We start from the raw sequence: 20,901 nt of genomic DNA on the forward strand, positions 1-20,901 counted from the left end.
ATCAACAAGAAGATGTTTGTTACAAATCATCAATCAAAATCAATCAAAATCAACCAAAAAATAAAAGAAATGAAAAATGTATTTAAAATTATAGGTATACTCTGTATATCATTATTGATAAGCTGTAATAGCGAACCCTCATTACAACAATATTTTGTAGATCATCAGGGAGATGCCGATTTTATAGCCGTAGATGTACCTTCCAGTCTTCTGGATAAAGAAACCATAGAGCTTAATAAAGAAGAACAAGAAGCATTAGAAAGTGTTAAGAAAGTTAATTTTCTGGCGTTACAGCTTAAAGAAGATAATAAAAGTAGATTTGAAGAAGAGCGGACAGCTATAAAAAAGATCTTGGACTCTGATAAGTATGAAACTTTATTACGATTTGGAACCAACGGAACCAGAGCTGTTCTAAAATATCAAGGAGAAGATGACGATATCGATGAGGTAATTGTTTTTGCCACCAATGAAGAAAAAGGGCTAGCACTGGTACGTGTACTTGGTGATAATATGAGACCAGAAAAAATGGCAGTTTTAATGCAATCTGTAGAAAAAGGAAAAATAGATATCAATGCTTTTAAAGAAATAGCAAATACAATTGATATAGATTAAAGTATTAAAGAGGTATAGTATTACCCCTTAAAAAAAAGAGGTCTAAATTTTTTTTAGACCTCTTTTTAGTATGCAAAATATCCTTGGTTATTATATTCCGGTATAATTAGAAGGAGTAATTTGTTTTAGCTCAGATTTTATGGCGTCAGAGACATCTAGGGTTTCTATAAAATCGGCAATAGAATTTTGATTTATTTTTTCATTGGTTCTGGTTAGTCCTTTTAGCGCTTCATAAGGATTAGGATACGCTTCTCTTCTTAGGATTGTTTGTATCGCTTCTGCTACCACAGGCCAGTTATTTTCTAGATCTTCAGCAAACTTATCTTCGTTTAACAAAAGCTTGTTTAATCCTTTTAATGTAGCCTGAAAAGCAATAAGTGTATGACCAAAAGGCACTCCGATATTTCTTAGTACAGTACTATCTGTAAGATCACGTTGCAATCTACTTACCGGCAATTTTGCAGCTAGATGCTCAAATAATGCATTGGCAATACCCAGGTTACCTTCACTGTTTTCAAAATCGATAGGATTTACTTTATGTGGCATAGCCGAAGAACCTACTTCTCCTTTTTTGATTTTTTGTTTAAAATAATCCATAGATACATACGTCCATACATCACGATCCAGATCTAGTATAATCGTATTGATTCGCTTAAGACCATCAAACAATGCAGCCATATGATCATAATGCTCAATCTGTGTGGTAGGAAAAGAATGGTGTAAACCTAATTTTTCTTGTACAAAATGAGTTCCAAAAGCTTTCCAGTCAATATCAGGATATGCTACTTTGTGCGCATTATAGTTTCCTGTAGCTCCTCCAAATTTTGCCGCACTAGGGATATCTTTAAGCAAATCGAATTGCGCTTCTAATCGTGTTACATATACCTGAAACTCTTTTCCTAATCTGGTAGGAGAGGCAGGCTGACCATGTGTACGAGCCAGCATCGGTATAGCAGCCCACTCTGTAACCAAAGATTTTAGTTTTTCTAAAAGAGCAGTATATTCAGGGATATATACAGTACTAATCGCCTCTTTAATACTTAGTGGCACAGCCGTATTATTAATATCCTGAGAGGTTAATCCAAAATGGATAAACTCCTTGTATTGTTGTAATCCAAGGGTGTCAAATTTTTCTTTGATAAAGTACTCTACCGCTTTTACATCGTGGTTAGTAACTTTTTCGATGTCTTTTATAGCCTGTGCATCCTCACTAGAAAAAGAAGTGTATATTTTTCTTAATTGATCGAATATAGAAGTATCAATATCCTGTAGCTGAGGTAAAGGTTGCTCACACAGCGCAATAAAATACTCTATTTCTACAAGCACTCGATATTTGATCAGTGCTTCTTCACTAAAAAATGGACTAAGAGATTCGGTCTTTGATGCATAACGCCCATCTATAGGTGAGATCGCTTGCAGAGGAGATAATGACATAGTTTTATTTTTTTGAAGCTGCAAAGATAATTTAATTAATAACCAATACCGAAAGGCAGCTGATGAATTTTGAAAGTCTTAGGATCTTTGTGTATTTCAATCTTGGAATTCGAGATGTAGAGAAAATAAGAATCAGAGAATCAGAGAATCAGAGAATCAGAGAATCAGAGAATCAGAGAATCAGAGAATCAGAGAATCAGAGAATCAGAGAATCAGAGAATCAGAGAATCAGAGAATCAGAGGATCAGAGGATCAGAGAATCAGAGGATCAGAGGATCAGAGGATCAGAGGATCAGAGAATCAGAGAATCAAAGGATCAGAGAATCAGAGGATCAGAGGATTTCACATCTTTACATCTTTACATCTTTACATCTTTACATCTTTACATCTTTACATCTTTACATCTTTACATCTTTACATCTTTACATCTTTACATCTTTACATCTTTGCATCTTTGCATCTTTGCATCTTTGCATCTTTGCATCTTTGCATCTTCACATCTTTGCATCTTCACATCTTTGCATCTTCACATCTTTGCATCTTTGCATCTTTGCATCTTCACATCTTTGCATCTTTGCATCTTTGCATCTTTGCATCTTTGCATCTTTGCATCTTTGCATCTTTGCATCTTTGCATCTTTGCATCTCCGAACTAACCTAATCGTTTCAACACCATTCGGGATCTTGCTTTGTATGCAGCACTGCCAGTATTGTAATTGTTTTCTAGTGTTATTTTGAGCTCAGGATGCACCCATCCAAATTCGGTTCCTAATAAGTATAGTGAAGTCATCGAATATGCTTTTGGAGCTACCTTTTGATCAGTAATAAGCCAGTCAAAACAAATCTCTGTGATTTTCTCTCGATGAGCGGTGGTAAGGGATTGTTTTATAACAGGAACCTTTTTTTGGTAATAAGCTATAATAAGGTATTCGAATATCTTTGCCATAGGGCGTACTGCCGAATGTTTATATACTTTTGAGGCTATATGTATAAGGTAATCCAGATGAGGCATAATAGCTTCTAGATTGTTTTTACAAAAAAACTCTAAGCCCCACGAAGCTCTGCACGAGATCTCATCATCTACTTGTGCACAGATGGCAAGTAGCTCTGGTAGTAATGCAGGATTATCGAGAATCAAATTAGCAAAAGAGCTCCTTTTTTCTCGCGAATGATTTATGGCTGTTAGTATATCCTTAAGAGAAGGCATAGTACTCAAAACTAGATTATTGTTTCACGTTCATCAACTCATCTACTACTTTGGCAACCCCTGTTGTTGCCTTTTCTGGTAGTATAGTAAGATTTTTTGTTGGCGATATTGCGGGATTAGGATCAATAAAATAGATAGGTGTCTGCGGCGGGGCATATTGTACTAATCCAGCAGCGGGGTATACCTGCATCGAGGTACCTATAATAATAAGAACATCTGCCTGCTCTGTAATAGTTATGGCGGTATCCAGCATGGGTACTGCCTCACCAAACCATACAATATGGGGGCGTAGTTGAGAATTACGCTCGCATCGATCTCCCAGATTAAGATCTTCTGTCCAGTCCAACACTATTCGCTCATCAAACTGGCTTCTTACTTTTAGTAGCTCGCCATGCAGGTGTACTACATTAGTACTACCAGCGCGCTCATGTAGATCATCTACGTTTTGGGTAATAATTGTTACCTTATATTGTTTCTCTAGCGTTACCAGATCAAGATGTGCAGTATTGGGGGTTACCGTATGCAGCTGGCTACGCCTTTTGTTATAAAAATCCAATACAAGCTCAGGGTCATTCTTCCATCCTTGTGGAGAGGCTACCTCCATGATATCATGCCCCTCCCATAGCCCATCTGCATCTCTAAAGGTGTTAATACCACTTTCTGCGCTTATTCCTGCTCCTGTGAGTACTACTATATTTTGCATGCTTTTAAACTGTTCTAATTGGTTTAATAAATTAAGTCTTCGGTCTTCCGTCCCCACCTTAGCGTAACAACACCGATAATCAAGGTTAAAAGTATAAGATTTTGATATGATATAATATAGAAACCAACTTTTTTTTGTGAACACCCAAAAGTTTTTGCTTTCTTTCTTCTTAGGCTATTTTCGACATGTATATAGAGACTCTTTGATACTAGGGGCAATCTTGAAAATAGAAGTTATGATATAAAAATAAAACCACCTCACACAGATGTTAACGATCACATGCTAAGTTGTTTATACTGTTTTGATGTCGATTTTATACAAACTAGTAGAGGTTTATGACTTTTTTTGATTGTATTACAAAATGTACAATAGAATTGGTTTGATGTCGTTTTTTCTTACTACGGGATTAACGTTATGCATGGATTGAAAATCCAAATCAATTCAAAGCGGTTAAATCTGCAAATTCAAAACTGGACATTTTTCACAAATTTAAATACAACAAAAAAAGGAAATAACCACTATTTTTTTTCATTTTTTTGGTAGCCAAAATGCATTTTTAGCATTTTTTAACAAACTGACATACGTATTGTTAAAGTTATCCGTTATAGCTATAAACGTAAAAACATCGATAAACGACATGTAATAATCGACGATCTGCAAAATATAACTATCTGATAATGAATACTTACCGTACTAATATTACGGTTTTGCCGTACTGAAAAAAAGCATAAATGCCCTATCTTGTAAATAGAATAACTCAACATTTAACAACCGACACTAATTTCTTAAACATTTACCCTATGAAGTATCCTTATGTAATTATAGACAATGATCAGAAAATTGCTGATTCTATTCAGATTTCGTTAGAAGAACAAACTGATTATATCTGTACGGGGATCGCAAAAGATGAGCAAGATGCGTTGGATATCATTTTAGAAAGAAAACCCCGCATTGTTTTTTTAGAACCCGAAGTACCGGGCTTACATAGCGACAAAACAAAATACTCGTTGATGACAGAGTTGTCCAAATACATGTCGCGTTTACCAGAGTTTATTGTAGTTACCAGGACATCAGATTATGCCATAGAGGGCATACGCAACAGGATTCTGGATTATATTATAAAACCTTTTAACAAGGGACAAATCAACAGAACCCTTATGAGGTTCGAAAAAGATTTTGACCAGGGAGGAGACAATACCTTATGTTTTAAGTCTTATGGCGACTATAAATTTGTTGATGTCGATGAGATCCTGTATCTCAAGGCAGATAATAATACCACAGATTTTATAATGAGCAATGGTAATAAGGTAGAAGCCTTTAAGACCCTTAAGCATTTTCAGCATTTGTTACCCGATCATTTTGTGCGAATCCACAACAGTTATATCATTAATACCCATTATGTATCCCGGATACATTTTGGCAAAGCCAAGTGTGCTATTAAGAATACAGATGATATGATTCCCTTTTCAAAATCGTATAAAAACAATGTCGAGGAGATCAAAGATAGTTTGGCAAAAAAGAGTTTAATCTATATATAATCCAAGCTATATGACCATAAAAAAGACCAACCGATAAATCCACTGATTTATCGGTTTTTTTGTAATAACGGCAGTGTATGTCAGCCTAAAAAAAGGAGTGCATAGTTTCCTACAAATACTACCGATTTTGTAAAATATGACCATCTACTCGTATAATCGGTATAAGTACTATTAGCAGGGGGCTAACCACTAAAGACACCTTAATATATTAGGCGCGAGGGAATTATCCCCATACATTTGTAGTGTACAATTAGAGATACAAAATCAAAAATAAGATATCTGAGATGATGTGATCTAATAAAACAATCGTAGCGCGACGATAAAGACCCAAAATAAAAAAATAAAATATTACAAAATAAACAGACCCCAAGAAGATGTAAAAGTCTTTAAGTAAATAAAAAAAATACGTAAAACTAATAAAACTAAAAGATATGAAAACTATAAAAACACTATTCGCTATATTAACCCTAAGTATTATGTTTATCGCTTGTGAAGCTGAAGCTGTGAATGATGAAGTTGGAATTGAGTTGAATGATCAGTTTGCTGGTGAGGAAGATGAAGAGGCAATTCCTCCTGGGAATAATACAATGTCTACAGAAGAAGATGAGGAAGATATCCAGCCTTCAAACGGAAATAATTAATTTAAGATTTTTTAAATTTTATGCAGATAATACTTTAAAAATATAAAATTGACAAAACTAAAAACCCAAGCTATGAAAACTATAAAAACATTATTTACTATTCTATTCTTAACTACAATGTTTATTGCTTGCGAAGCAGATACTATAAATGACGAAGTAGGTATAGAAATTGATGATCAATTTGGAGAAGAGATAGATGAAGAAGTAATTACGCCAGGTTAGTAAGAAATCTCATAATATATGTATATAACGAAATAAATAGAATCAATTATACAACAAAAAAGTTCTAATTGTAGTTAGAACTTTTTTGTTGTATACAAATTGATTATTTTTAATAACAAATTTATTTTACGATGCTTAGATCTTTTTTCTTCATTATTATAATTATTTCTTCTTTAATACTTAATAGCTGTTATAATAACCCTGATAAAGCTATTGAAAGTGAAGAATTGAAATTAAATCTAATACAATCGTATATTGAAATAGCTAAAGATAGACAAAACTCTGAAGCAGAAAGGAGAACTAATTTAGAAAAAGCATATAGTATATGTTCTACACTCAATAACAACACTTCGAAAATAAATAAAATTCAAAATATATCATTCATATACTATGAACTTAAGGATTTTGATAAGTATAAGGATATGAATGAAAGGGCTTTAAGGTTATCAAATTCAATTAATGATTCATTGAATATGGCTAGATCTTATGCATATTTGGGAATTTATTATAGACCAACAAAATTAGATGTTGCCTATGAAAATTTTTATGAGGCAGATAAAATTTATTCGTCTTTGGATTATCAAAAACATGATCCTAAAAAGTATGCTTTTGATCATGGTAAAGTATTGGCGGATTTGGCACAAATATTACGAAAGACTAAAGATTATAGTAAAAGTGAATCCTTGACAATAAAAGCTATCCAAAGCTTTGAGCTTGCTGAGAATGGTTTATATATACCTATGTGTTATACTAATTTAGGGAATCTTGCAAAATCTTTAGGACATTATGATGAGGCGATAGAATATCAGCAGAAAGCAATAGATTATGCAAAAGGAACTAAAAAAGAGATTTTACAAACTTTAATATCTCTTAATAATATGGGGACTGTCTATAAGTCACAACAAAAATATAAGGAAGCAAAAGAATCGTATAATAAAGCACTATCATATACTGATTTTTTGAGTAAAAACCCTAAAAGACATGCTTTATATTTAGATAACCTGGCATATGTTAATTTTTTATCCAATGATACAAGTGATATTCCAGATTTGTTTTACAAAGCTCTTAAGATAAGGGATAGTATTGACGATAAGAATGGTATTGCGACTAACACTTTACATTTAGCAGAATATTATCAATCAATAGAGAAAGATAGTATAGCAAGGATGTATGCTAAACAATCACGAGATATATCACTGCAACTGCATAACAATGTTGAGTTATTACAGGCGTACCGGTTATTGTCTAAAATTTCGGATAGTGAAGAAGGATTAGAGTATGCTAATAATTACATCGCATTAAATGATAGTCTAGTTAAAGAAGAAAGAGCATTCAGAGACAAATTCGCTCGTATACGCTTTGAGACCGATGAGATCAAAGATGAAAACCTAAAAATGACCCGAGAAAATGAAATTTTGATCATTGCCATCCTGGGGTTAACCGCTTTATTTTTATTAGGATATATTATCTTTAGACAACAGCAGAGTAATAAAGAACTACTGTTTGCACAGACGCAGCAAGAGTCTAATGAAGAGATTTACCGATTATTACTTAATCAGCAAATCAAACTTGAAGAAGGTAGACAGATGGAGCAGCAACGTATGTCTGAGGAGTTACACGATGGAGTACTGGGTAGACTGTTTGGAGTGCGGCTTAGTCTCGATGGGATTAACCAGCGTGCCAATGATGGGTTTACAGAAACCAGAAATAAATATATAGACGAGCTCAAAGCGATAGAAAAAGAAATACGCCTCATCTCTCATGATCTGGGAGCAGAGACCTTGCCATCTGATGTGGCCTATATCGATGCGGTAGAAAACCTGATCGGTGATCTGTGCGAAGCACACAAAATAAAATTCGATTTTCATAATGATGAAGATATCGATTGGGAGAGTGTAGATGACCAGAAAAAAGTAAACCTGTTCAGGATTTTGCAAGAGTCAATGCAGAATATTTTTAAGCATGCCCATGCAGATTTGATAAAAATAAATTTTGAATATGCCGATGGTAACATAAATCTTACTATTTTAGATGATGGAATCGGATTTGTAAGCTCAAAGGTTAAAAAAGGAATTGGTTTAAAGAATATTACATCGAGAGTTAGTCAGATGAACGGTGAAGTTCAATTCATTAGTGATAACAATTCGGGAACCACGGTGTCGGTAAGTGTCCCGATTGATACAGTACGAGTTGAAGAAATATATTAAAAAAATACGCAGATACTATTTTGCTGATAACCAGGTTATATATAGTATGTGTTTTTAAAACCTAGAAAACCTAAACAATAAATTTTTAAGATGAAGAAAAAGCTAAAAGTTCTTATGATAGATGATCATCCAATGATTATTGAAGGATATAAGAATACCTTATTAGGGGAAAACCAAAAAGAATATCAGATTAAGATAGATATTGCATCTAATTGCGATGATGCTTATGCTAATATTGTAAAATCTTCAGAAGGGAACGAATATGATATGCTTTTTGTAGATATAAAATTACCACCATCTTCTGATGGATCTATTACTTCTGGAGAAGATTTGGCCAAGCATGCAAAAGAGTTGTTGCCAAAAGCAAAAATAATTATCTTAACCATGCATAGAGAGGATCATAGAATACATAATATCCTCAAAAATATCAACCCTGCAGGGTTCTTAATCAAAAGTGATCTTACCTCTAGCGAGTTGTTATTAGCTTTTAATAATATTATCAAAGGTAAAGCATACTATAGTGCTACGGTAAATGACCATTTTAGAAAGATGATGACCAATAAGTTCTCTCTGGATGAGAAAAACCTAAAGATCCTATATCATCTCTCTCGTGGTGTTAAGACAAAGAACCTACCCAACTATGTGAGTTTATCACTTAGTGCGATCGAGAAAAGAAAGAATCAAATCAAAGAAATGTTTTCTATTGCCAAAGCAGACGATCAAATGCTATTGGAAGAAGCAAGAAAAAGAGGATTTATATAAAACTATTGTATCGTATGGTACTCATCTTGGTCATACTTGCTGACGAGTATTGTATAACCAAGTTCTAATGCGCTTAGTACAAACAATTCATAAAAGGCTATCACATTGTGGTAGCCTTTTTGTTTGGAGTGGTGTGGTTTAAGAAGTCGGAAGTCAGATGTCAGAAGTCGGAAGTCGGAAGTCAGATCTCGAAGTGATCGTAACGTCAGGCTGAGCCTGTTGAAGCATTTTGGAAACGGTTGATTTTGATGGTTTTTCTGGAAAAGTCAGATATCAGATGTCAGAAGACCGAAGCTCGACTTCTTGCAGCGATGTAAATGCACCTTGCAGTAATGTAGATGCTTCTTGCAACGATGTAAGTGTATCTTGCAGTAATGTAGATACTCATTTCTTTAATGTAAGTACGTATTTCTTTAGTGTAGATGCCTATTTCTTCAATGTAAGTGCGTATTTCTTTAGTGTAGATGCTCATTTCTTTAATGTAAGTGTGTATTTCTTTACTGCAGATACCTATTTCTTTACTATAAGTACTCAACCTATTGATAGTCAGTAGGGATTTCTACTTATTAATACTTGTTTTTTTACGCAATTACCATCGTTTTTGAGGGATTGATGGCTTATTTACGGTTTGTACGTATTTATTTTGATGGTTAAAATACTTACAATCAAAGTTTTATATATAAATTTATAATGTTAAGGTTCTTAACATAGTATCTGAATATCTAATACAAATACACAAAAGCAATATATCTTACCCCGGATTAAAAGTGTTTTTAGGATTACCTATTCATCTTTATACCAAATACTCTTGTCATCATGTAATTCTAATATATGTTCTAAACATATATAGAGTATCGAACTACTAGTATTACACTAACTTATATAGTATTTGCCTATGACAAATTTTACCTTTTTCTTAATCTCAAAAAGTACACGATTATTTTATTCTAATCAAAGTAGAGACACTTCTTTTTTTAGCCTGAATTCTATAAGAAAGATTGCAGTATAATCAATACAGTCTTCTCATAGTAGATACAATGCTATAGATGCATTATTAAAAATATGATCTGGCTATGTTGTTAGATAATACTATATAAAACAGCATGGCAACTGTAAAACTTTGGCGAGCCAACAAAATGCAAAATCTGAAAAAAGATGAGCTATCAAAATGTATTTATACAAAACAGTTGAATCCACATAACTTTTTGGATATAGCATTTCTTGATTAGTGAAATCATTATCCTCCCAAAGATCAGTACACTATAAAACGATACAGTAAACAAAGTTAAACAGTAATCTTTGTAAATAATAAACCATTAATATATGAAAACGAAAACTAAATTTTTACTACTCCTGCTAATGCTTGGAGCGGGGAGTATCATCCATGCGCAATCCCCAAACATTGTGGTAATAATCGCCGACGACATGGGATGGTCGCAAGTAAGTACAGGGGCTACAAATAGTAATAATCCCAGTGATTTTTATGAGACACCTATTCTAGAGACCTTAGCGACTCAAGGTATTGCTTTTCCGCAGGCCTATGTAAATGGAGCCAATTGCGCACCCACCAGAGCAGCAATATTAAGTGGTCAATATGCATCGAGACCTGCAAATAATGTATTTGCCGTAAATGGGTTAAACAGAGGCGGTAGTTCTACATTACTCATAGGACCAGATCAGGGGCTGTCTAATGGCGAGGATGAAATTCCTGCCAGTGCTATCACCATTGCCGAAACCATTAAAACAAGTGGATATACCACAGCACATTTTGGTAAATACCACTCTGGTGGTAGTATGAGTAACGCACCTACTGATCAGGGATTTGATTTTAATTATGGAGGAGGATCTCCTGGAAGCCCCGGAAGCTATTTTGCTTCTGGATCAGGTAGTAGCTGGAGTTTTCATGCCAATATAGGACCAGAGCTGGATCCATATGCAGATCCATATACCTTGGCAGAATCAATGGCATTGGCAGGTGATAGTTCTTTGGATGGTACTCCAAAACATGTAACCGATGCTATGGCGGATGCAGCAATAGATTTTATGAATGCCAATAACGCTTCTCCGTTTTTTATGCATTTTAGTAACTATGCAATACATGGACCATGGGGGCAGGCAAATGCACGCCCGGATTTGTATGCAAAATATGTCGCAAAGAATACCAGCAATCCAAGCCAGATGGGACACACCAATATTGCACAAGCAGCAATTGCAGAAGGAATGGATCAAACTATAGGTAGACTTATTGATTATCTAAAAACGACAGCAGATCCCAGAAACCCTGGTCATATGCTCTCAGAAAATACACTGGTCTATTTTATCTCTGATAATGGTGGCGCCATAGGAACCGATGATAATGGACCCCTACGCGGTATGAAAGGGGAACATTATGAAGGGGGAGTACGATCGGTAACCATAGTTTGGTCAGAAGGGCTATTGGCAAATACAGGAACCATAAATAATACACCTATCGTTGCTTTTGACCTTTATCCAACTCTGGTAGAAGTGGCAGGAGGAACATTGCCCACAGGATATGATATCGACGGAGTTAGCCAATGGTCGATGCTAAACGGAACCAACCCTAACTTGGGTAGAGATGCTATTTACTGGCACTTTCCTGGATATTTGATAGATTCTAATAGAGATCAAAGACCGGTTTCGATAATACGAAAAGGAGATTACAAATTAATCTATAACTATGAAACCGAATCCTACGAAATGTATAATCTGATAACAGATATTAGTGAAGCAACAAACTTATTGTCGGGTAGCCCAGATACGGCAACCTTAACTATAGCAAATGATCTTAGTACAGATCTTCGTAATTACCTGGTAAATATTTCAGCTCCCTTACCAACATATCGAAGTAGTGGACTTACGGTTCCTTTACCAGAAATCATAGATATAAACCCTCCGGTTACTTCTTGCGTAGAGCCGACTTCATATTTGGCACTCTGGAATTTTGATACAGGAGTAGATATTGATGATGTATCCACAAATAATAATGATTCAATCTCTACCGTTGGTACATTAACATATGATGCTGTTGATTATAAAGAAGGAGATCGCTCCTTTGTTTTTGATGGAGCTACCAAAATACAATATAGTGAGAACCCCGGTCCATTTCTGATATCATCAATGTCACAACGAAGTGTCGCTATGTGGATAAAGCCTACTGCTTTATCCGGCATTCAAAACCTTTTTGAAGAAGGAGGTGGAGTGAGTGGAGTAGTACTAAGATTAAATGGTGCTAATCTAGAGTCAATCGTTAGAAATAGTTCTACGGTCTCCGATAGCCTAACTGCAACTTATCCTAATGACGGAGCATGGCATCACGTTGCCGTTGTATATAATGGTGGAAGCACCAGTCATACACTTTATATAGATGGTAGTATTGTAGCGTCTAGTACCGTTGCTCCATCTTCGGTGCCCACACATATCGGATCAGGGGGGATTGGCGGAGTACAGAAAAAAGACAGTTTTGGCGAAATAACAGATAATTTTTATACTGGAAAAATGGATGCTGTCGTTGTCTATGATTTTGCGTTGTCTACAGGGCAGGTATTTACTGCTGGATGTTTACCTAACCCATCAACATGTACATATTCGATCATTGATTCTGAAGATTTTGAATCAGGATGGGGCATATGGATCGACGGAGGAGCAGATGCAAGAAGAAATGTTAATGATGCGGCTTATGCCAATTCAGGAACCTACTGTATCCGATTGCAGGATAATACCTCTACATCAGTCATGACCACGACTAATATGGATCTGTCATCATATGATGAGTTAACAATTGATTTCTCATACTATTGCAGAAGTATGGATAATAGCAATGAAGATTTTTGGCTTCAGATATCTACCGATGGAGGAACCAACTTTATCACCGCAGAAGAATGGAACTTAACAGATGAGTTTGTCAATGATCAACGCTACAATGACCAGGTAATCATCACAGGACCTTTTACCACAACTACACAAATCCGATTTAGAGCAGATGCCTCGGGCAATTCTGATTGGGTGTATATCGATGATGTAGTAATTAATGGATGTACTGCAGCAGCTGCCAAAACAAGCGAGCAATTGGTAAATAATCAAAGTATTGAAGCAGAAGTTCTAAATGAAGAAATTACAACCGAAGAAACTAACTATTCTATTTACCCAAATCCATTTGGTAATCAATTGCATATTACGATAGAAAAAGGCAGCTATCAGAATGCTGTGATAGAAATATTTAACAACCTGGGGCAATCTATGTTTTCAAGGGTATATCAAAATGTAGACAGAATTAAAATACCCACTCAGGATTTATCAGTAGGACAATATTTTATAAAAATAAGTATTGATGATAAAATGGCTACAAAACGACTAATTAAAATGTAGTATAATATTATTATCGAGACAGAATATGATTAGACAAAAAAGAGGTGCCAAAACACCTCTTTTTTTATGTTCTTACTATTTTTTGAAAGATAAGGAAGTAACTTTTGTCTATTAAAATGGTTGTTTAACGATGATGTGAAGTGCCGATACTAGAATTACGAAAAGCGAATTTATGTTAAAAACTAGTGATTTTTGAGGTTTTTTATGGTAATACCATAGTTATTAGGATGTTTTAGTGGATTATTAATCAAAGTTTTATGTATAAATTTATATTGTTGATATGAATATTGAGTACACTCCGGTAATTAAAAATAGTATTACTTACAAAGAAGGTGGTGTATTACAAACTTATTTTAAGATCTTATACCCTAAAGGATTAATTTTTGTAATCTGTTTTTGGTCAAAATAGTATGAGATCGATAAAACAATTTATACTGCCTATGTGCCCAGAGGTGTTATAATTAATGAACTTTAATCAATAAATTAAATTGCGTATGGATAACACCTGATTTTTTTTTTCTTCATAGAGGGTGTGATGGTATGTATACCGTCCTATTGTTTCATACAGAGTATAAATAAGTTGTTTTTTGAATTACTTGGTTGCTCAGTGATTTTAAAACCTGTGATAGCACCATAATTTTGGTGTAAAAAGATAGAATAGAATAAATAAAAGCAATTCTGCAATTGTAAAACTTTTGGCGAGCCAGCAATAGCAAGAATCTGAATAACGATCATTTTAATAATAAATTAACCACTATGAGGTGTAGCTCCAATACATCAAAAGATGCACAAAGATCTTCTTCTACAAAGGATCTAAAAAGGGATATTGATCTAAGAAATATCCATAAAGAAAATAGCATTATATCCTACTACAGACAAGTGATTTTAATAGGTGCTATGACCTTTTTGTTAGGGATATATACTTTTATTGCATATTCTTTTTTAAAAACTTCTTCAACGCTTTTATTTAATGAATATTACCATACAGAAATAGATCATAAAGAAAGCCATACTATAGATAGAGATAGTATGGATATGCATACTTTTTCAGCATTTAGCGATAGAAGTATTATATGTAATGCACTCTTCAAACCATTGGTTAAAAGACAGATCTCAACTCATAAGTTTTTTCAGAATTATCTAGAACTAATTAGAAAAAATGATAAGAGAATAGATAAAAGTATGCTTTGCTTTTCTAGAAAAGTAAAACACTTGCATTCCTTCCGGTTTTCCAAAAAAACTAAAAACACAATTTTATCATAGGCGCTTATGAATAGTAATACACTTTTCTTAGTAGGGATACAATGTAGACAAAACTTAATACGTCCGATAGTAGGTTTTTATCGAGCGATAAGGAACTATTTTTCAGTTAAAAATGATTCTAACCTATACAGTAGAAATAAGAAATTTGTCTTCTTATGTAGTTTACCCCTCTTATTAGTATGCTTTGCAGGGTATGGTCAGTTTAGTTGTCCTTCTACATTTTACCAAGTCATTAATGGAGACCTAAAGAGCTATGACCCCGTAACAGGAGAATATTCTGCCCCAATCAGTTCATCAGATTTGTACAATGCAGCCGGTTATAATAGGATTGATGATTATGTATATGCAGTAGGAAAAGCTGGTGCCATAAATAATCATTTGATTCGTATAGATGCAGATGGATCTATTAGTGACCTGGGGGCTCTAACTAATCTGGGAACAGGAGCAATATCTGGTGATGTAGATGATAGTGATAACTTATGGATTAACAGAGGTAAACATTATGATAAGATCGAAAACTTATCTACCCTTCCCGTTGCCGGATCACCTGCAGTAGTTACTGTTACTTTTACCGGAGGGTCAACAAAAAACACCAATGATGTAGCTTTTATTAATGGCAAATTATATGGGGTAAGCAATACTGCAAATCTAATTGTATGGGATCTTACAACATTAACAAAAACAGATGTACCTGGGCTTTCTACTCCAACAGCGACTAATTTTGGAGCAGCATTTACAGATGATCAGAATCGATTGTATGTATCCTATAATAACGGAGGCTTATATTTAATAGAAGATTATACAACTCCTACACCCACAGTGTCCTATCTTAATTCTACTATGGCTACCACCAGTAATGATGGTTTCTCGTGCCCTTTGGCATCTTCGGCAATTGATCAGGATGGAGATAACAATTTAGATCCTACAGATTTGGATCTGGATGGAGACGGACTTACAAATATAGATGAATCTCCATCAGATCCATTTGCAGACGGTGATTCGGATTTGGTGTTTGCCTATCTAGATGATGATGATGCCTCTGCAGGAACAGGAAATGCTGATGGGAAGGTAGAAGCAGCTTTTGATACCGATGGCGATGGAGTACCAGATTTTTTTGATCTGGATAGCGATAACGATGGTATCTATGATGTAGAAGAAGCCGGACACGGTTTAGCACATGCAAATGGAAAAATAATAGGACAAGACACAGGATCTGGAGCCAATGGACTATATGATGGTGTAGAAACCGTAGCAGAATCAGGAATAATTAATTATACCATAACAGATACAGATGCTTTAGGAGCTCCTAATTTTCAATCCTCAGATAGCGATGGCGATACCTGTAGTGACGTACTAGAAGCAGGATTTACAGATGAAAGTAGTGATGGTATTCTAGGTCCTTATGTCGTAACTGTCAATAAAGATGGAGTCGTAACTAGTGGAGTAGATGGGTATACAACTCCCAACGCAGATTATTTAAATAATGGAGTGGTCTCTACAGCATGTTCATTGACACCATTCGGATGCCCACAAAACTTTTTTCAAATAATTAATGGAGAACTAAAGAGCTACAATCCTATAACCGGTGAATATTCTGATCCAATTGCAGTTTCTCAATTATATAACGCTACCGGATATAATAGAATTGATGACTATGTGTATGCAATTGGTAAAGGAGGAAGTGGTACAAGTCCGATTCATAATCATTTACTACGTATAGGGGCAGATGGAGCCTTTCAGGATCTCGGGGAGCTAACCAATATGGGAGCAGGAGGAATATCAGGCGATGTTGATTCGAGTGATAATTTATGGATAAATAGAGATGGACATTATGATAAAATAGAAAACATATCTACACTTCCGGTAGGAGGGGCACCAGCAGTGGTTACTGTAACTTTTACAGGGGGTACTACTAAAAATACCAACGACGTAGTTTTTATTAATGGAAAACTTTATGGGATTACTGATACAGACATGTTAATCAGTTGGGATCTAACGACCTTGGTGAAAACCGAAATTTCAGGGATTGGTACTCCAACAGCAACCAATTTTGGAGCAACATTTACAGATGCAGAAAATCGATTTTATGCATCATATAATGATGGAGGAATGTATTTAATCAATGATTATACAACAGGAACACCAACAGCTTCATTTTTAAATTCTACTATTGCTACAACCAGTAATGATGGATTTTCATGTCCTACCGCATCCTCTGCCTTTGATGATGATCAGGATTTAGTACTTGATCCATTAGATGTTGATGTTGATAATGATGGAATTCCTAACATAGATGAATCCCCTTCAGATCCCTATGCCGATGTAGATGCTGATAGTGTTTTTGCATATCTTGATGATGATGATACTGCACCCGGAATTGGTAATGTAGATGGAGCAATCCAGGCTGTTTTTGATACCGATGGAGACGGGATACCCGATTTTTTTGATCTGGATAGTGATAATGATGGTATCTATGATGCTGTAGAAGCTGGGCATGGACTACCTAATACAAATGGAAGAATTACAGGAGCAGTTACAGGCTCGGGAGCTAATGGATTGTTTGATGGAGTAGAAACCGTAGCTGAATCAGGTGTTATAAATTATACTATAACCGATACAGATGTAGCGGGTAATCCTGATTTTCAATCAACAGATAGCGATGCAGATGGCTGTAGTGATGCAAACGAAGCTTATAATGATTGGAATGCCGATGGAGCTGATGGTGGAGTTTATAACCCTAGTAATGCAGCAACAGAACCACTTAGTGTGGTGGACAATACAGTAAATACTCATGGGGTAGTGATAGCGGCTGCTTATAATACAGGAGCAGTGGCTGCAGTAACAAATAGTGCTATAACTACTGGTTGTGAAGATGGAGATGGAGTATCTGGAACAATAGAGGATGAAGGACCAAATGGAGGTGATGGCAATGGAGATGGGATTTTGGATTCTGTGCAAGGAAATGTTGTTTCCATACCAATTGCCGATGGTACGGGGTATGTAACAATAGAAACTACTGGAGTGTGCTATCAGATTTCAAGTATTAGTACGGTACTAGAAGCAGAATTAGCAACTAGTGATGCTACGTACCATTATCCATATGGACTGGTGGATTTTACACTAGATTGTGTTACCCCGGGAGATGATGTTACTGTAACCTATTACTGGCATATTACTAATTCCTTGGCTGCATTTACTTATCGTAAATATGGACCAAATACTCCAGGAGGAACTACAGATATCTATCAAGATTTTACCACTACACTAAATACTTCGTTAATAGGAGGCAGAACTGTAGCTACAGCTTCATACAACCTTACAGATGGTGTGTTTGGTGATGATACCGTATCAGATGGGCAGATTGTTGATCCAGCAGGACCAGCCCTTTTAACGGTTAATACTGATGGAGACGGTATTATGGATACCATTGATTTAGATGATGATAATGATGGGATTTTAGATAGAGATGAATGTGATCTGGGAGGGGGAACATTTGGTGTAGAATTAGTGGATGATGCTAATTCTGTTTTTGAAATCACAGCAGAAAGTAATGCCAATACGCTAGCCAATTTGTTATTTGCACCTAATTCTGATCTTACTCTCGTATCTGCTAATGTTAATATGGGAAGTGGGGCAGTAACCCAAATAGGAACTTTTAATGATGGGGATCAGGTAACAAGTAGTGGGGGAGCTTTGAATGCTTTTCTGGGATTTGACCTGGGGATTGTGTTTTCATCAGGTAATGTACTCGAACTAGATGATAATTTGTCGAATCTGTTCTCTAACCCTTCAGCATTGGGTGATGGTATTAACGGTACTGGTGTCGGAGGTGGTGGAACAGACGCTGATTTTGGTGGAGGTAGTACTGAGTTTGATGTTGCTAGCCTCGAAATAGTTATTAATGTACCAGCAGAAACAACAATTACTGGACAGTTCGTTTTTGCTTCCGAAGAATATAATGATTATGTGAATTCTGGAGTAAATGATGCTCCCAAAATATTTGTAAATGGAACCAATTTGGCATTAACTCCTTCTGGTGCGCAGTTAAGTATTGATACAGTAAATAATACTATTGATAGCGGATCCTATGTGGATAACGAAACAGACCCAATGGCTATTAATGTAGAAGCAGATGGTTTTACCGAAACTATAACTTTTTCGGCTGTATTAAATGCAGGAAATAATACCATAAAAATTGGAGTAGCCGATAATGGAGATAATCTTTATGATTCCTGGTTGGCTTTTAAAGCGAATTCTTTTTCCTTATGTTTTGATAGAGATACTGATGGGGATAACATTCCAGATCGCTTGGATTTGGATAGTGATAATGATGGAATTTATGACGCTGTAGAAGCAGGACATAATCAAGCACATGTGGGTGGAGTTGTAACAGGCGCTGTAAGTGGAGATGGAGTGCCAGATACGGTTCAAGGAGCTGGAAATGAAAGTAGCGGAACTATCAATTACACTGTTGCAGATAGTGATACAGATAGCAATTATAATTTCTTAGAATTAGATAGTGATAATGACGGTTGTAATGATGTGATAGAAGCAGGGTTTACAGATGGAGATAGCAATGGATTGTTAGGTAGCGGTACTTTTGGTTCAGGTCTTACTGTTGATGCAAATGGTGTAGTTACATCAGGAAGTGATGGCTATACAGGAACAAATGCTAATGTCGTAACCGCGGGTGTAGCCCCTTCAATTACTACACAACCCTCAAATTCATCTATATGTACAGGAGGAAATACCACGTTTTCCGTTGTAACTTCTAATGCAGATACATATCAATGGCAATTGTTTAATGGTTCTACATGGGATGATTTAACAGATATTGGAATTCATAGTACTACCACTTCGGCAACACTAACAATTACAAATGCGTTGGTTGCAGACAATGGAAACCAATATAGAGTTATTGTCTCTAGTTCAACATATGTATGTAATCCAGTAACTTCTGAAACAAGAACACTTACAGTAAACAGTCTACCAACTGCCGCAGCCATTACTGGAGCGACTGCTGTTTGTATGGGATCGACCATTGATTTAACCGAAGGTACTGCCGGTACTATTGTTTGGAGTTCCTCTAACCTTGCTGTAGCTACCATTGATGGTTCAGGAGTAGTAACACCAGTAAGTGCAGGTACTACAGATATTACATACACTGTTACTGATGGTAATGGATGTACCTCTGCTTCTTCAGCAGTACATACGGTTACTGTAAACAGTCTACCGACTGCCGCTGCCATTACAGGAGCAACAGCTGTTTGTATGGGAGATACCATTGATTTAACCGAAGGTACTGCGGGTACTATTGTTTGGAGTTCCTCCAACCTTGCTGTAGCTACCATTGATGGAGCAGGAGTAGTGACTCCAGTCTCAGCAGGTACTACTGATATTACATACACTGTTACTGATGGTAATGGATGTACCTCTGCTTCTTCAGCTATACATACGGTTACTGTAAACAGTCTACCCACAGCTGCAGCCATTACCGGAGCAACAGCTGTTTGTATGGGATCGACCATTGATTTAACCGAAGGTACTGCGGGTACTATTGTTTGGAGTTCCTCTAACCTTGCTGTAGCTACCATTGATGGAGCAGGAGTAGTGACTCCAGTAAGTGCCGGAACCACTGATATTACATACACTGTTACTGATGGTAATGGGTGTACTTCTGCTTCTTCAGCCATACATACCGTTACCGTAAACAGTCTACCCACAGCTGCAGCTATTACTGGAGCAACTGCTGTTTGTATGGGATCGACCATTGATTTAACCGAAGGTACTGCGGGTACTATTGTTTGGAGTTCTTCTAACCTTGCTATCGCGACTATAGATGGTTCAGGAGTAGTAACACCAGTAAGTGCAGGTACTACTGATATTACTTATACTGTTACCGATGGAAATGGATGTACCTCTGCTTC

General features: G+C 35.9%; 13 protein-coding genes. 10 read left to right on the plus strand and 3 right to left on the minus strand.

Annotation, left to right across the window (positions count from 1 at the left end):
- Positions 1-69: 69 nt before the first annotated feature.
- A complete protein-coding gene (locus tag C1X07_RS22180; protein ID WP_164914232.1) occupies positions 70-612 on the plus strand; it encodes a DUF4252 domain-containing protein in 543 nt (180 codons plus the stop codon).
- Between the two features lie 90 nt (positions 613-702).
- On the opposite strand, the gene purB is transcribed toward C1X07_RS22180, so the two are convergent.
- The 3 genes from purB to C1X07_RS22200 form a co-directional block, all read right to left on the minus strand.
- The gene (gene purB / locus C1X07_RS22185; protein WP_103072242.1) at positions 703-2,046 is read right to left on the minus strand and encodes an adenylosuccinate lyase; all 1,344 of its coding nucleotides are present in this window, start codon (positions 2,044-2,046) and stop codon (positions 703-705) included.
- Positions 2,047-2,697: 651 nt separating this feature from the next.
- Positions 2,698-3,252: an adenylosuccinate lyase gene (locus C1X07_RS22195; protein WP_103072243.1), complete on the minus strand. Its 555-nt coding sequence runs from the start codon at positions 3,250-3,252 to the stop codon at positions 2,698-2,700.
- A gap of 16 nt (positions 3,253-3,268) precedes the next feature.
- Complete coding sequence (locus C1X07_RS22200; RefSeq protein ID WP_103072244.1) at positions 3,269-3,955, minus strand: SIR2 family NAD-dependent protein deacylase; 687 nt, start codon at positions 3,953-3,955, stop codon at positions 3,269-3,271.
- Positions 3,956-4,755: 800 nt separating this feature from the next.
- Between C1X07_RS22200 and C1X07_RS22205 the strand changes: the two genes are divergently transcribed.
- The 9 genes from C1X07_RS22205 to C1X07_RS22235 all read left to right on the plus strand — a co-directional run.
- Positions 4,756-5,493, plus strand: a complete 738-nt coding sequence (locus tag C1X07_RS22205; RefSeq protein ID WP_164914233.1) for a LytR/AlgR family response regulator transcription factor — start codon at positions 4,756-4,758, stop codon at positions 5,491-5,493.
- Between the two features lie 431 nt (positions 5,494-5,924).
- The gene (locus C1X07_RS24805) at positions 5,925-6,134 is read left to right on the plus strand and encodes a hypothetical protein (RefSeq protein WP_128755360.1); all 210 of its coding nucleotides are present in this window, start codon (positions 5,925-5,927) and stop codon (positions 6,132-6,134) included.
- Between the two features lie 72 nt (positions 6,135-6,206).
- Complete coding sequence (locus C1X07_RS25135; protein WP_164914234.1) at positions 6,207-6,356, plus strand: hypothetical protein; 150 nt, start codon at positions 6,207-6,209, stop codon at positions 6,354-6,356.
- A 131-nt stretch (positions 6,357-6,487) separates the two neighbouring features.
- Entirely contained in the window at positions 6,488-8,563 is a 2,076-nt protein-coding gene (locus C1X07_RS22210) for a tetratricopeptide repeat-containing sensor histidine kinase (RefSeq protein WP_103072246.1), read from the plus strand.
- A 90-nt stretch (positions 8,564-8,653) separates the two neighbouring features.
- On the plus strand, positions 8,654-9,325 hold the full coding sequence (locus C1X07_RS22215; RefSeq protein WP_103072247.1) for a response regulator: 672 nt from the start codon (positions 8,654-8,656) through the stop codon (positions 9,323-9,325).
- Between the two features lie 277 nt (positions 9,326-9,602).
- Positions 9,603-9,878, plus strand: a complete 276-nt coding sequence (locus tag C1X07_RS22220) for a hypothetical protein (RefSeq protein ID WP_128755361.1) — start codon at positions 9,603-9,605, stop codon at positions 9,876-9,878.
- 770 nt (positions 9,879-10,648) lie between these two features.
- Positions 10,649-13,711 carry a sulfatase-like hydrolase/transferase gene (locus tag C1X07_RS22225; protein ID WP_103072249.1) on the plus strand — a complete coding sequence of 1,021 codons (3,063 nt, stop codon included), beginning with the start codon at positions 10,649-10,651 and terminating at the stop codon, positions 13,709-13,711.
- Positions 13,712-14,467: 756 nt separating this feature from the next.
- Positions 14,468-14,974, plus strand: a complete 507-nt coding sequence (locus C1X07_RS22230) for a hypothetical protein (RefSeq protein WP_103072250.1) — start codon at positions 14,468-14,470, stop codon at positions 14,972-14,974.
- 6 nt (positions 14,975-14,980) lie between these two features.
- Positions 14,981-20,901, plus strand: a 5,921-nt coding sequence (locus tag C1X07_RS22235) for a DUF6923 family protein (RefSeq protein ID WP_103072251.1), incomplete at its 3' end; no start/stop codon positions are given.

Origin of the sequence: Aquimarina sediminis, assembly GCF_002895435.1 — a bacterium.
In the GTDB taxonomy this organism is placed as follows: Bacteria; Bacteroidota; Bacteroidia; order Flavobacteriales; family Flavobacteriaceae; genus Aquimarina; species Aquimarina sediminis.

Excerpts from the sequence above, each read along its gene's own strand:
- C1X07_RS22180 (WP_164914232.1), top strand. The coding sequence starts at position 70 with ATGAAAAATGTATTTAAAATTATAGGTATACTCTGTATATCATTATTG.
- purB (WP_103072242.1), bottom strand. The coding sequence starts at position 2,046 with ATGTCATTATCTCCTCTGCAAGCGATCTCACCTATAGATGGGCGTTAT.
- C1X07_RS22195 (WP_103072243.1), bottom strand. The coding sequence starts at position 3,252 with ATGCCTTCTCTTAAGGATATACTAACAGCCATAAATCATTCGCGAGAA.
- C1X07_RS22200 (WP_103072244.1), bottom strand. The coding sequence starts at position 3,955 with ATGCAAAATATAGTAGTACTCACAGGAGCAGGAATAAGCGCAGAAAGT.
- C1X07_RS22205 (WP_164914233.1), top strand. The coding sequence starts at position 4,756 with ATGAAGTATCCTTATGTAATTATAGACAATGATCAGAAAATTGCTGAT.
- C1X07_RS24805 (WP_128755360.1), top strand. The coding sequence starts at position 5,925 with ATGAAAACTATAAAAACACTATTCGCTATATTAACCCTAAGTATTATG.
- C1X07_RS25135 (WP_164914234.1), top strand. The coding sequence starts at position 6,207 with ATGAAAACTATAAAAACATTATTTACTATTCTATTCTTAACTACAATG.
- C1X07_RS22210 (WP_103072246.1), top strand. The coding sequence starts at position 6,488 with ATGCTTAGATCTTTTTTCTTCATTATTATAATTATTTCTTCTTTAATA.
- C1X07_RS22215 (WP_103072247.1), top strand. The coding sequence starts at position 8,654 with ATGAAGAAAAAGCTAAAAGTTCTTATGATAGATGATCATCCAATGATT.
- C1X07_RS22220 (WP_128755361.1), top strand. The coding sequence starts at position 9,603 with ATGTCAGAAGACCGAAGCTCGACTTCTTGCAGCGATGTAAATGCACCT.
- C1X07_RS22225 (WP_103072249.1), top strand. The coding sequence starts at position 10,649 with ATGAAAACGAAAACTAAATTTTTACTACTCCTGCTAATGCTTGGAGCG.
- C1X07_RS22230 (WP_103072250.1), top strand. The coding sequence starts at position 14,468 with ATGAGGTGTAGCTCCAATACATCAAAAGATGCACAAAGATCTTCTTCT.